Origin of the sequence: Gracilimonas sp. (assembly GCF_035704785.1) — a bacterium.
Classification (GTDB): domain Bacteria; phylum Bacteroidota; class Rhodothermia; order Balneolales; family Balneolaceae; genus Gracilimonas.
The window spans coordinates 1-13607 of the sequence record NZ_DASSWP010000097.1 but is presented as its reverse complement, the minus strand read 5'-3'; the positions used below and the strand labels follow the sequence as shown (position 1 = coordinate 13607).

The following is a 13607-nucleotide window of genomic DNA, read 5'->3' as shown; positions in this document are numbered from 1 at the left end:
CTTTCTGATGTAGCTTTTAATGATTTCAAAGAACGTGTTCAAACCATACCCGGCGTCAGCAGTGTTCAAATTTGGGGTGAGAAGGAATATGCCATGCGTTTATGGATGGACCCATTGCGATTAGCTGCTTACAAGTTAACCCCCCTTGATGTACAGCAGGCCCTTCAAAGAGAAAATGTAGAGTTGCCCTCCGGCCGTATTGAAGGAGACTTGACAGAGCTTACCGTTCGAACGCAGGGCAGGCTTTATGAACCGGAAGAATTCAACAACCTGATCATAACCGAACAAGATGGAAATGTGGTACGTTTTCGGGATATCGGAAGGGCTGAACTCGGAGCCGCCAATGAGCGAACTATTTTGAAACGAAATGGTGTGCCTATGGTAGGGGTGGTGATCGTACCTCAGCCCGGTGCCAATCAGATCGAGATCGCAGATGAATTTTATAAACGTGTTGAACAGATCAAGAAAGATCTTCCTGAAGATATCCAAACGGCCGTGGGTTTTGATACTACCGAATATGTGCGCGCATCGATCAGTGAAGTACAGCAGACGATCTTTCTTGCACTCTCGTTGGTGGTGCTAATTATTTTCCTTTTTCTAAGAGATATCCGTACAACCATCATTCCCATTATTGTGATTCCCATCGCACTGATCGGAGCGTTTTTTGTGATGTACATTGCCGGCTTTTCTATCAATGTTTTAACGCTGCTCGCCATCGTACTTGCTATAGGTTTGGTAGTGGATGATGCCATTGTGGTTTTGGAAAATATCTATGCCAAGATCGAGTCAGGAATGAATGTTATTGAAGCAGGTATTTTAGGTTCCCGAGAGATCTTTTTTGCTGTTGTGGCAACTTCCCTGGCCTTGGTATCGGTGTTTACACCCATCTTATTTTTAGGGGGATTGACCGGGAGATTGTTTTTGGAATTTGGGGTTGTAATGGCCGGCGCTATTATTATTTCTTCTTTTGTTGCTCTTACGCTCACTCCGATGTTATCCACTAAAATTCTGAAATCGGATGCCCAGCACAGTTGGTTCTATAAAAAAACAGAGCCATTCTTTCAGCAGCTGAATCAAAAATATAAAAGCAGCCTGGAAGCATTTATGGAAAAAAGATGGATGGCGTATGTAATTACCATATTGTGTTTAGGCGGAATATGGTTGTTCTACGCAAACCTTCAACAAGAACTTGCCCCTCTTGAAGACAGGGGAAGGCTTAGCATTAATTCAATAGCCCCGGAAGGAGCAACATTTGAATACATGGATAGGTACATGGACAGGCTTACAAATTTTCTACTTGATGAGGTGCCTGAGATTGAAGGACTGATCACCGTTACCTCTCCGGGTTTTGGAGCGGCAAGTTCTGTGAATTCAGGGTTTGGGCGGGCAATTCTTATCGATGCTGAAAACAGGGAGCGTACTCAGCAGGAGATATACAATGATCTCTCTACTAAAATTCAGGACTTAAGTGGAGCAAGAACCTTCATTTCTCAGGAACAAAGTATTGGAGGCAGAAGAGGGGGACAACCGGTACAATATGTACTTCAGGCAAGTACTAACGACCAGCTGAAAGAAATTATCCCAATATTTATGGAAAGAGCAAGCCAGGATCCAAATTTTGCCTTTGTGGATGTGGACCTGAAATTCAGTAAGCCGGAAGTTGAGATCAATATAGACAGAGAGCGTGCTCAGGCGCTGGGAGTTTCAACCCGAGATATCGCAGAGACTTTACAACTTGCATACAGTGGGCAGCGCTTTGGATATTTCTTGAAGTCAGGAAAACAATATCAAGTGATCGGGCAGATGTTTCGTGAAGATCGCAATGCCCCAATAGATCTTAAAAGTTTATATGTGAGAAATAATACGGGAGAAATACTGCAGTTAGACAACCTCATAACGCTCACCGAGACAAGCAGTTCGCCTCAACTATACCGATTTAACCGATTTGCTTCCGCAACAGTATCGGCGAGTTTAGCTCCGGGACGAACTATTAGCGACGGAATTGAAGCCATGGATGCCATTGCAGATGAAGTGCTTGATGACTCATACACAACTTCACTTTCAGGCCCGTCAAGAGATTTTGTAGAAAGTTCATCCAGCTTGGTCTATGTATTCTTGCTGGCGCTGCTGTTGGTTTATCTTGTATTGGCCGCTCAGTTTGAAAGTTTCCGTGACCCGCTGGTAATTATGTTCACGGTTCCTTTAGCACTTACCGGTGCCCTGATGACTCTCTGGTATTTTAATCAAACGCTGAACATATTCAGTCAAATAGGAATGGTGATGTTGATCGGGTTGGTGACTAAGAATGGAATCCTCATTGTTGAATTTGCCAACCAAAGACAGATACAAGGACTTTCAAATCTGGAAGCGATCAAAGATGCAGCCGTTGCCCGTTTCCGTCCGATCCTGATGACCAGCTTCTCGACCGTTCTGGGAATTTTACCGATCGCACTGGCACTTGGAGCAGGTGCCGAAAGTCGTAAGTCGATGGGTATTGCAATTATTGGCGGTCTGATCTTTGCCAGTATCTTAACCCTTTACGTGATTCCGGCTTTATACAGCTACATTTCTGCCGAGCGATCTGAAAAAGATACCATAGATGAGGAAACCTTCCGCAAATATGAAAATCTGGAAACCGCAGAAGTAAATGCATAATCCACTGATGAAAATTTCAAATTCGCATATTAAAATACTACTAACCCTTCTTTTGTTTGGTTTGATGTTTACCAATGTTCAGGCACAGTCAACCCTGCAGCTTGAAGATGCCATTCGAATAGGGCTAGAGAAAAACTTTGCAATCCAAATTGCAGAAAATGAAGTTCGCATTTCTTCGAATAACAGCTCGATAGGGAATGCAGGGTTTCTGCCCGTTATATCTGCCGACGGTTCCATAAATCAGCGTATACAGGATAATGTGACGGTCTATGGTAATCCAAATATTGCAGATCGAGATGATCAAAATGCGAAAACAACGGTGTATAATTATGGAGTGAATGCAACATGGACCATCTTCGATGGATTAACCATGTTTGCAACACTGGACCGGTTAAGTACACAATTTGATATCAGTGAAGCGGAAGCTAGATATCAGGTCGAGTTGGTTCTGGCGGATATCATCAGTGGATATTACGAGATCGCCGGCCAGCAGAAGGCGGCTGAGGTTCTGGAAAATACGGTAGAGATTTCCGAAGAACGTATACGGATCGCGGAAACCAAACGGGATCTCGGTTCAGGATCTGAATATGAATTGCTTTTGGCACGTGCCGATTTCAATACTGATCGTGCAGCGATGATCCGTGCCGGAACGTCTCTGAATCAACTCAAGGTGCTATTGACTTCTATTTTAGGAGAAGATGTTTCTTTAGAATTTGAAGTTCAGCCTGAGATCGAACTTGCTGATCGCCTGGAATTACAACCTTTGATAAATGATGCACTTACCCAGAATATGGAATTGAATATTGCCCGGCTCAATGAGCAAGTGGCACGAACAGAGATCCGTGAACTAAAGGGAGAATGGATGCCCCGGGTAGATGTTTCAGGTGGTTATGGATATTCCAGGACAGAAGCGAGTGTAGGATTTTCAGAGTTTTCTGAGACCAATGGTTTTAACTACGGAATTACAGCCAGAATTAATCTTTTTGATGGATTTAATAAACAACGCCGAGTTGAAAATGCTCAAATAACCCTCAAAAATGAAGAATTACGGAAGCAGGATCTTCAGCTTCAGGTAACTGCACAAATAAGTCAGATCTATGCTCAATATTCCGATGCTCTTTCTCTTATAAAATTAGAGCAGGAAAATCTCGAGATCAATAATCAAACTGTAGATATCGCACTGGAGCGTTTCGAACTTGGAACCATCAGTTCTATTGAATTAAGGGAAGCACAGCAAAGTTTATTGAATGCCGAGAATCGCCTTATCGAAGCCCAAATAGTTGCTAAAACTGCCGAGACCGAATTATTGAGGCTAAGCGGCCGGCTACTCACCAAAGTCAAATAAATGACAAGCAGGTGACACAGATCAGGTAGATTTAGAAGAAGTGATATACAACCTGATGTTTATTAGGTGTTATCTTCTGTTGAAAAGAGAGAAAATTTGTTTATAAAAAAGTCTATCAGCAGAATGCCCGCAAATACGCAAACCCCCATTAAAATAATATCAGTTAAATAATTTGCCCAAAAGTTTTGGAAGGTATCAGAGATGGTAAAGAATAATTGATATACCACTACACCAATAAAGGCTCCTGCAAAACTTTTAATAAATTCTTTTCGCTTCATGTTGATCACTTTTTAACAATTTTAAGTATTACTGTAAATATCGGCTGAAACGTACACAAGCCTGTAGGACGTGTGGATTTTAGTTGGGTAAATAATTTTCAATCAAAAATTATCCTACGCGGAAGTTATCCCGGTAAATTAAAAGTAAGGGTAAGCCGGGTTCCGCCTTCAGAATATTCCACTCTATCGGCATACTCTTCCATAAGAAAGACACCTCGGCCGCTTGTTTTAAGCAGGTTTTCTTCTGCGAGTGGATCAGGTAGCGTGTCAGGATCGAAGCCTTCTCCCTCATCACGGGTTTCGAATATCAGAAGGTTTCCATCCTGAAAAGCAGTAATCTCTAAAGATTTGGACTCATCAAGTTGATTGCCATGAACAATGCCATTGGTTGCGGCCTCAGAAACAGCAAGCATGAGACGTGCATAGAACTCATCATTAAACCCAAGTTCACTTTGCAGATCGTTGAGGAGTCCTTCAACTTTTTCAATTTCTTCGTAAGAAGATCGTAGGGTAAGAGTCTGTAATAATTTCATTCTTTAAGCATAAATACCACGCAGTTTAAGCGTTGTAGCCACACGATCGATGGCATACACATAAGCCGCTTGACGAAGCGTAATACTATACTTTTCACTCACCATAAACAAGTTGTCGAATGATTCTCGCATCATACGATTGAGGCGCCGGTTTACTCGTTCTTCGGTCCAGAAATATCCATGTCTATCCTGAACCCATTCAAAATAGGAAACGGTTACACCACCGGCATTTGCAAGGATATCCGGGATCACCATGATTCCTTTTTCTTCCAGTATCCTGTCGGCGTTCGCGGTTACCGGTCCGTTGGCACCTTCTGCAATGATCTTCGCCTTAATATTCGGAGCGTTATCTTTATTGATCTGATCTTCTTTTGCAGCGGGAATCAACACGTCGCATTCCAGCTCAAGCAGTTCCTTATTCGTGATTTTTTCAACTCCTTCAAAACCCTCCAGTGAATTATTGTGGGTTTGTGAATAGTGAATGGCTTCAGGAATATCTATTCCTTCTTTGTTATAATATCCACCGCTGATATCACTGATTGCCAGGATCTGGGCTCCCTGCTCGTACATTAGTTGAGCTGAAACAGAACCTACATTTCCAAATCCCTGAACTACTACGGTGGTATTACTTGGGGAAATCCTCAGCTTGCCAAGTGCTGCAAGGGTGGTGGTAACTACTCCGCGTCCTGTTGCTTCCTTTCTTCCTTTTGAACCTCCTAAAATAATAGGTTTCCCGGTTACTACAGCTGTTTCTGTCTTATTCTGTTTCATGCTGTAGGTATCCATGATCCAGGCCATGGTCTGCTCATTGGTATTCATATCCGGAGCAGGGATATCACGATCCGGCCCGAATACATCAAACATATTGGCGGTGTAGCGGCGTGTCAGTCGCTCTAATTCTGATTGTGAAAGTTCTTTTGGGTTGACCTTTACACCACCTTTGGCTCCCCCAAACGGAACGTTTACAACGGCACATTTCCAGGTCATCCAGGCTGCAAGGGCTTTTACCTCATCAATGGTTACATCATCGGAATAACGAATCCCACCTTTTGAAGGCCCCAAAATGCTGTTATGAATTACACGGTATCCATCAAAAACTTCGATGCGTCCGTCGTCCATAGTAATCGGTATGGAAACCATAACTACTTTCTCGGGGCTGGAAAGATATTTAAAAACACCTTTATCCAGATCAAGGATGTCGGCAGCAAAACGGAAGCGTTCCATCATGGAAGCAAAGGGAGAGTCATGAGCAATATGAGGAACAGGTTCTTTGTAATAGCCGGTTGAAATAGAGTCTTTTTTTGACATCGCCTGAATTTAGATGAAATTGGTTTTAGTACGCTAAAAAAGCGGTTCCAAAGTTAAAAAAGAATATGGAAAACTATTGCAGTTTTCTTCAAAAAGGCGATGATTTTTTATGAATTTACAACTTCACTGAAAAAGAAAGTCCCGGAGCTGTAGCTTGAGTAGAGGGATCGTATAATTGGGTTGCCGAAAAATTAATTTTTGATGGGTTTTCTCTTTTCTTGGCTTGAAAAAATCGATACCCGTTAAAAGCTGCTGAAAGTCCGCCAACTACAATATTTGCAATCGAGAAATTTGTGCGAGCGGGATTTTTATAGGTGTATTCATAGCGACTATAACAAATTCCACAAATCTGAGGATCAGTCGTAGGATAGCGAATGTCGGTTGAGGTATTATCCAGGTTTATAAGGCCAAGTGTTATCGACCCCATACCTAATAAAGTATTAAAAGCAGAGATCTTTTTAATAGTTGAAGGTGAGTCATCAGAAAGCATAGAGTATGTAGTGGTTCCTAATTGCATGCCTGCCAAAACAGAAGAGGCAACTGCATACTCAAGTTCAACCTCATTTTGCTCAATAGTTTCTGTATAAACTTCTCCGTACATAGGCTGGATCATGGCAGCTTCATTTTTTGTAAGTCCGTTTTCCGCTAACCATTCATTGATCAACTTGGGATCAATGTCATTTATCAAGTCGTATTTGTGATCACTGTTTATCTCTTTAGCGACCTCAATTCCTTTGGTCTGGGCGATCAAATATCCCACAGCACAAAGGTTTCCATCTTCATCAATAAAAACAGGCCGTCGGGTTTCGAAATAGCGGTTTTTTGGAAATACACCGGCTTCCTTATAATCTTCGAGTAAAGCAATCATTTTCCTTCTGTTTTCTATTTGTGATGCGCTGAGTCCAGATGTGTCTTCTTCTTTCAAAAGGTCAATTACATATTCTAAATGTGTTTTGATACGAACTTCTTCGGATGTCCTTACATTGGGTTCAACTCCATAGGCAGTTGTATAGCTTATGTCTCCCAATACAGCATTTACAGTGTCGTCATGAAATGAGGGAGACTTTTGAAGTGTAGGCATTAATATCAGAAGTATAGCAGATAGGGCGGGTAGTAAAAGTCTTAACATAACCGAAAAGCTTAGTTCAAAGTTATATAAAGATGTTGATTATTGAACAAAAGTGAAAATCACATGAACATGTTATGGAACAAAATAAACTTTAAAAGGGCTGCGGTCGGCTTCATTGTTATCTAATTGTTAAGTATCCGGTACTTTGGCATCTCATAACACTGTCTTAACATATGATCTTTACCCTTGGCTGTAAATCAGCACACAAAATATAAAATTAATGTCAGATAAGCAGTCTAACCAAAATGGAGCAAGCGGTATTGAAAGCTTTATCCCTACAGGTTTTTATGATGTAATCAAGCAGGAACGAATTTTCATTGGCTTGATAGGCCTTTTCTTTTTCATTGCCGGAGTTGTATTTCCATACGCCGAACTTGCCATGTGGGTAGGTTTTGCCTTTGCGGGATATTCCGCCATTGCTAACGACAGTATCCAAACCATTGGTACATTCCTTGCTTCCAATATGGATAAAAAGTGGTGGGTGTTATGGCTTTGGATCGGAGGGATATTCTTAGTCACGGTATCAGCGAGTTTCTATATTTATGATGGAGATGTAACCTACCAGCGCCTGACCTCTAAAGGTTTTGCGGTAGCACCTACAGAATTTTCATTTCTTCAAGTAGCCGCTCCGGTCTTTCTTTTGATTTTGACCCGAATGCGGATGCCAGTTTCAACAACTTTCTTATTGTTGAGCTGTTTTGCAACTTCAGCAGAAGGGATCACTTCAGTATTAGGTAAAAGTTTACAAGGATATGGCTTAGCACTTATAACCGGATTGGCAGTATGGCTGATCGTGACTAACACACTTGAGAAGAAATTTAACGGAGAACCGCATAAACTGTGGCTTCCAGCGCAATGGATCATCTCAGGAACTTTATGGGCCGTATGGGTTATGCAGGATGCAGCTAATATTGCCGTTTATCTGCCTCGCTCACTTGATTTTTCTCAGTTCTTAGGTTTTTCTCTATTCATCTTTTTTGGGTTAGGATTGTTATTCTACCTGAGAGGAGATAAGATACAGGAGATCGTAACAGAAAAATCAAGAGTCACGGATGTCCGCTCGGCTACCATTATTGATTTCGTTTATGCAATACTCTTAGTTTATAAGCTTACGGTAAGCACTGTGCCGATGAGTACTACTTGGGTATTTCTGGGATTATTGGCAGGCCGCGAAATTGGAATGAGCATAATGGATGGAAAAGAGAATGGGAGGCCAATGGGTAAAGTATTCTCAATGGTATTTAAAGACCTGAGTTATGCCCTGATAGGATTGGTTGTATCAATAATATTAGCGATCTCAATAAATGAAGATGTCCGAAGAGAATTGCTGCAAATGGTAGGAATTGGATAGTAAAAGTTTGCCTATTGATATTTAAAGACAAATATCTCATACTAAGGCGTCCCGTACATAATATGTTCATGTGCGGGACGCCTTTTTGTTTATGAGCTGCATTCTCCATGAATAAAAACTTTGAGATATCATCAATAGTAATTAAAATGGATGTACTATGAATGCGAATGTTTTAGTACTTAATCAAGATTATCAGCCACTGAGTATTTGCTCGGTGCAGCGCTCCATGAAGCTCATCTTCCTGGAGAAGGCGGAGCTGCTTCATGATGATCCCAAAAAAGAACTACGTACCACAAGAAAGTCTTTTCAATTTCCATCTGTGATCCGACTTCGGAATTACATTCGAGTACCCTATGCCAAGATTGTACTATCCCGCCGAAATGTGATGCGTCGTGATGACTTCACCTGCCAATATTGTGGAAAGAGATCAGACCTGACTATCGATCATATAATCCCAAAAAGCCGGGGCGGAAAAGATAGCTGGGAGAACCTTACAACGGCTTGCGACAAATGTAATGTCCATAAAGGTAACCGAACACCCAAGGAAGCAAATATGAAGCTTCACAGCAAACCCTACCGCCCGGTACCTATCACATTTTTCAGGGATTCCAATGGCGGAGTGCAAGAGCCTTGGAAGCCTTATTTGTATATGACCTAGTAGGCTTATAAACACTTTCTTAGATGCTTACTTCATTAAGAATTGTATTGCTAAAATTATTTTGAATGGAATACAAGTTTTCAAGTACTGTCATAAAGGAGTTGAAATACTACGTTTATATTTATTCTCATCCTTTAACAGAAGAGATTTTTTATGTTGGTAAAGGGAAGGGGAATAGAGTTTTTTCTCATTTAAATGATAAAAATGAAACCCAAAAAGTTGAATTAATACAAGAAATAAGAGGGCAAGGTTTAGAACCTAAAATAGAAATTTTGATTCATGGACTTGATGATGAAAAGACAGCTCTTCGTGTTGAATCATCCATCATAGATTTAATTGACATTAAAAATCTTACGAATGAATACAGTGGGTATAAAAGTGCTACTTTTGGAAGAATGTCTATAGCCCAAATAAATGCTACATATGAAAAAGAAGAAGTAGAAATTGAAGAACCTTCAATTCTTATTAGAATAAATCAAGCATTCAGATATTCTATGGAAGAAGTAGAATTATATGATTATACAAGAGGGCAGTGGAAGATAAATCCTAAAAGAGCTGAAGATGTAAAGTATGCCTTCGCAGTATATAAAGGTGTAATTCAGGAGATTTACACTGTTATAAATTGGTACAAAGCTGGAAATACATTTAGTGTAAGACGAGACAATAAATTTATTGAAAGAGAAAAAGAAGAAAGATTAGAAGGGCGCTATGAGTTTATTGGAAATATTGCTTCTGATGAAATTAGAAAGAAGTACAAATTTAAATCTGTCGCTCATTATTTTAAAGAGGGGAATTCTAATCCAATAATGTATTTGAATGTATAGGATTGCTTTGGTAAAGCACTTCGATATTCATTATTCCCCTAATCAATATTCAATATTCGGGGATACTGTCAACCGTCTGCAAAAAACCGTATCTTTCAGTTTCATTCACGTCAAGAAGTAGTAAGTATTCAATTCTATGAGTAAAAAAGGCAGAGTATTAGTAGCCATGAGTGGCGGTGTCGATTCATCCGTAGCGGCTGTGATGTTACAGGAACAAGGCTATGAGGTTATCGGGATCACCATGAAAACGTGGGATTACCACCGCAGCGGAGGTAATTCAGGGAAGGAGACCGGCTGCTGTACGGTAGAGTCAATGAATGATGCCCGGCATATTGCGGTAAACCATGGTTTCAAGCACTTCATTGTAGATATAAGAGAAGAGTTCGGGGATTGGGTGATCGACCGTTTTGTGGATGATTATATTGGAGGAAGAACACCAAATCCATGTGTGCTTTGTAATACGCACATAAAATGGGCCGCCTTGCTGAAGCGAGCCGATAATTTGGGTTGTGATTTCATTGCAACAGGTCACTATGCCAAAGTGAGAGAAGAAAACGGACGTTATGTGATCTCGCGCGGGCATGATCCAAAAAAAGATCAGTCTTATGCATTATGGGGAGTTGCTCAGAAACATCTCGCCAGAACTATTTTTCCACTTGGAACCTATCCGAAAACAGAAATTCGACAACTTGCAGAAGATCACGGATTGCTGAATGTGGCCAATAAGCCGGATTCTTATGAGATCTGCTTTGTACCCGATGACGATTATCGCAGGTTTTTACGTGATCGGGTAGACGGACTTGAAGAAAGAGTTTCCGGCGGTAAATTCGTTGACAAAAACGGAAATATAGTTGGGGAGCATGAAGGCTATCCGTTCTATACTATTGGCCAAAGAAGAGGACTTGATCTTGCTATGGGTAAGCCGGTTTATGTAACTCATATTAACCCGGATACCAATACCATCACTATCGGTGAAAAAGAAGACCTGGTAAGCTCTACATTGATCGCCGGGGAAATGAATTTGATCAAATATGATAAGATCCCTCAAAATGAAATGGAGATCACAGGTGCCATCCGCTATAACGATGATGGAGCTGTTGGATACCTCACTCAGTTAGATGAAGCCCGGATGAAAGTTCACTTTCCGGCCGGTCGTGAAGCCATTACACCCGGGCAAGCTATTGTCTGTTATGAAGACAATGATGTGGTTGCCGGGGGCTGGATCAAAAAGGTAAGTGTGGGCATGGAAGATTTAATTACTGCCTGATATTTTATTTACGTAACAACTGCTACCTTCAGTCGTTACAATACCATCTATTAATTCAAATAACTTATGACAATGAATAAAGGGCGACTAATTTTATCTACTCTTATTATATCCATAACTGCATTTTCAACGGCTGCTTATGCTCAGTTTGAAGGGCAGATCTCCATGAATGTTTACAGCGAAGATAACGGACAGACCGAGGTTAGTGAATTAAACCTTTACGCTACCGCTGACCGGATCATGATCAAGGGAGAAGAGGATTTTGATCTTATGGACCAAATGAGTACCGATGGGGTGTTGATCCGTAATGACAGAAAGGACTTTGTGATCATGACCGGAGAAAATCAGGCCTTACAGGTTACCAAGATTGAAATTGAAGGATTGGTAGACATGATGGCTAGCTGGGGGGGAGAGTCCGGTAAAAAAAGTTCTCCAAAATCAAATAACGAATACAGTTTCTCAGATAGAACTCAAACAATTCTGGGTTTTGAGGCTGCAGAGATGATCATTAAGAATGAAGATGAGCCAAACAAACATTTGTCAATTTGGTTGACGCCGGGTATTGATATCAATTGGGGCATGCTTGCGGAAAAATGGAATAACATGCCTGAAGATATAGATGCAGAGATCAATGGAATGACTCAGGAAATAATTTTTAAAGGCAGAAATTTCCCAATGCAGATCGAAGCAGTTGAAGGAGACAAAAGAACCATGTTGATGGAAGTTACAAATGTAAACAAATCAAGCGTTGCCAAGGCAATGGTAGAAGTGCCATCAGGAGTTACATTGATGAGCTTCAAGGATTTTGTATTTCAGATGATGATGCAGCAGTAATGGAAAAATATATTCAGTAAAAAAGGCTACTCATCGAAGGATGAGTAGCCTTTTTTATGCTTACATGTTTCCTAAAAGATACACATCGCCGGTAGGCTGAGGAACACCGCCTTTAGGCTCCATAGTGATAGCGAATGCTCCTTCAGTTGCCGAACTTTGAAGTTGTTCGATCTTGAAGAAGTTGTCACTTCCCGAATCATCAACGGCAAAAACACCGGCGCTGATGGGCTGTCCATTCACGATGAACCAAAGCTGGTAATCTTTGTCTATAGGAACAGAAGGAATATTGGCAACCTGGAGTAAAGCATTTCCACCTTCTTTATCCCAGACCACCTTTCCGTAGCCATTTGGACTTATATTTGCCAATCCGTCCATCATAACCAGGTCAACATCGCGGGCCTCCAAAATTGTAAGGAGTTCTTCTTTACGTTGAACCTCGGTCTCCAGTCTTTCAATGATCGTTTGCTGCTGGGAGATCATGGCTTCTTTATTCTGTACTTCTTCCCAAAGGTTGGTGGAGTACATAACCAGCCCGATACTCGTAAGTATGAAAAGTATGGATGCTGCAACGGCCAACCTGTACCAGTTCATTTTATGAACGGTCGCATTAGCCGATTCTGATTCAGAAGAAGCATATACAATTTCCATGATCTTCTGTTTCACGGAGGGCGACGGAGTTTCGCCCGATTGCAGGGTTGCCATCTCCGCAGCAGCAGTTTTCATTTCATTATAAAGAAGGAGTTGCTCTTCATCAGCCTGTGCTAATAATTGCTGAAATTCTCTTTCCTCACTTTCACTCAACGCATTGAGCACATGTCCCGCACAAAGCTCTGTAAATTTGGTGTTCTTATGATTCATAATTCTATATCCTTTGCTAAAAGCTCTCTTAGTTTTAACATGCCATCACGCATCCTTGTTTTTACAGTCCCTAACGGAATATCATATTCCTCAGAGATCTCACTTTGGCTCATCCCGTTGAAATAAGCCACTTGTAATACCTTTCTCTGTTTTTCTGAGATCTGACCCAGAGCTTCATGAACTTTTTTAGCACGTTCGGTTAAGATGGTATTCTCCAAAGGATCTGATTCCTCAGAATACAGTGGATGAAAAACATCTTCATCATCAAGGCTGGTAGATTGCTTCTTCTGTTCCTTATAAACTTTCGACCGTAATCGGTCAATTGATTTATTGCGGGTCAGTGAAACGATCCACGTATAAACGGTTCCTCGCTCCAGATCAAATAATTCGGCCTTTTCCCAAATTTTGGTAAATACCTCCTGTAAGGTATCTTCGGCTTCCTCCCTTTTTTTTAGTATGGAAAGGATCAGACCAAAAAGCAGTCTGTTATAATGATCATAAAGCTCAGAAAGTGCGGATGCATCTCTCGCCTTGATACGAGCCATCAGTGCCCGATCTCTTTCTTCA

General features: G+C 41.1%; 13 protein-coding genes. 7 read left to right on the top strand and 6 right to left on the bottom strand.

The annotated features are described in order from the left end of the window. Positions 1 to 2655 (top strand): efflux RND transporter permease subunit (locus VFM80_RS05770; RefSeq protein ID WP_395070468.1); only part of this gene is annotated, 2655 nt, incomplete at its 5' end. 7 nt (positions 2656 to 2662) lie between these two features. After that, positions 2663 to 4000 carry a TolC family protein gene (locus VFM80_RS05765; protein ID WP_395070466.1) on the top strand — a complete coding sequence of 446 codons (1338 nt, stop codon included), beginning with the start codon at positions 2663 to 2665 and terminating at the stop codon, positions 3998 to 4000. Between the two features lie 62 nt (positions 4001 to 4062). Here the strand turns inward: VFM80_RS05765 and VFM80_RS05760 are convergent, their stop codons facing one another. The 4 genes from VFM80_RS05760 to VFM80_RS05745 form a co-directional block, all read right to left on the bottom strand. After that, positions 4063 to 4278, bottom strand: a complete 216-nt coding sequence (locus VFM80_RS05760) for a hypothetical protein (protein WP_395070464.1) — start codon at positions 4276 to 4278, stop codon at positions 4063 to 4065. A 125-nt stretch (positions 4279 to 4403) separates the two neighbouring features. Beyond that, a complete protein-coding gene (locus VFM80_RS05755; RefSeq protein ID WP_395070462.1) occupies positions 4404 to 4811 on the bottom strand; it encodes an ATP-binding protein in 408 nt (135 codons plus the stop codon). A 3-nt stretch (positions 4812 to 4814) separates the two neighbouring features. After that, the gene (locus VFM80_RS05750) at positions 4815 to 6119 is read right to left on the bottom strand and encodes a Glu/Leu/Phe/Val family dehydrogenase (RefSeq protein ID WP_395070460.1); all 1305 of its coding nucleotides are present in this window, start codon (positions 6117 to 6119) and stop codon (positions 4815 to 4817) included. A gap of 115 nt (positions 6120 to 6234) precedes the next feature. After that, complete coding sequence (locus VFM80_RS05745; protein ID WP_395070458.1) at positions 6235 to 7200, bottom strand: hypothetical protein; 966 nt, start codon at positions 7198 to 7200, stop codon at positions 6235 to 6237. A gap of 268 nt (positions 7201 to 7468) precedes the next feature. On the opposite strand from VFM80_RS05745, the gene VFM80_RS05740 reads away from it, so the two are divergent. The 5 genes from VFM80_RS05740 (at position 7469) to VFM80_RS05720 (ending at position 12182) form a co-directional block, all read left to right on the top strand. Continuing rightward, the gene (locus tag VFM80_RS05740) at positions 7469 to 8599 is read left to right on the top strand and encodes a hypothetical protein (protein ID WP_395070456.1); all 1131 of its coding nucleotides are present in this window, start codon (positions 7469 to 7471) and stop codon (positions 8597 to 8599) included. A gap of 157 nt (positions 8600 to 8756) precedes the next feature. Beyond that, positions 8757 to 9257: an HNH endonuclease gene (locus tag VFM80_RS05735; protein WP_395070454.1), complete on the top strand. Its 501-nt coding sequence runs from the start codon at positions 8757 to 8759 to the stop codon at positions 9255 to 9257. A 65-nt stretch (positions 9258 to 9322) separates the two neighbouring features. Further along, positions 9323 to 10081 carry an LEM-3-like GIY-YIG domain-containing protein gene (locus tag VFM80_RS05730; protein ID WP_395070452.1) on the top strand — a complete coding sequence of 253 codons (759 nt, stop codon included), beginning with the start codon at positions 9323 to 9325 and terminating at the stop codon, positions 10079 to 10081. A 136-nt stretch (positions 10082 to 10217) separates the two neighbouring features. Further along, on the top strand, positions 10218 to 11348 hold the full coding sequence (gene mnmA / locus VFM80_RS05725; protein WP_395070450.1) for a tRNA 2-thiouridine(34) synthase MnmA: 1131 nt from the start codon (positions 10218 to 10220) through the stop codon (positions 11346 to 11348). Positions 11349 to 11414: 66 nt separating this feature from the next. Continuing rightward, positions 11415 to 12182 carry a hypothetical protein gene (locus VFM80_RS05720; RefSeq protein WP_395070448.1) on the top strand — a complete coding sequence of 256 codons (768 nt, stop codon included), beginning with the start codon at positions 11415 to 11417 and terminating at the stop codon, positions 12180 to 12182. 60 nt (positions 12183 to 12242) lie between these two features. On the opposite strand, the gene VFM80_RS05715 is transcribed toward VFM80_RS05720, so the two are convergent. Beyond that, positions 12243 to 13040 (bottom strand): anti-sigma factor, encoded by a 798-nt coding sequence (locus tag VFM80_RS05715; RefSeq protein WP_395070446.1) that lies wholly within the window; start codon positions 13038 to 13040, stop codon positions 12243 to 12245. Then, positions 13037 to 13607: sigma-70 family RNA polymerase sigma factor (locus VFM80_RS05710; protein WP_395070444.1), on the bottom strand; the 571-nt coding region annotated here is incomplete at its 5' end. The genes VFM80_RS05710 and VFM80_RS05715, both read right to left, overlap by 4 nt.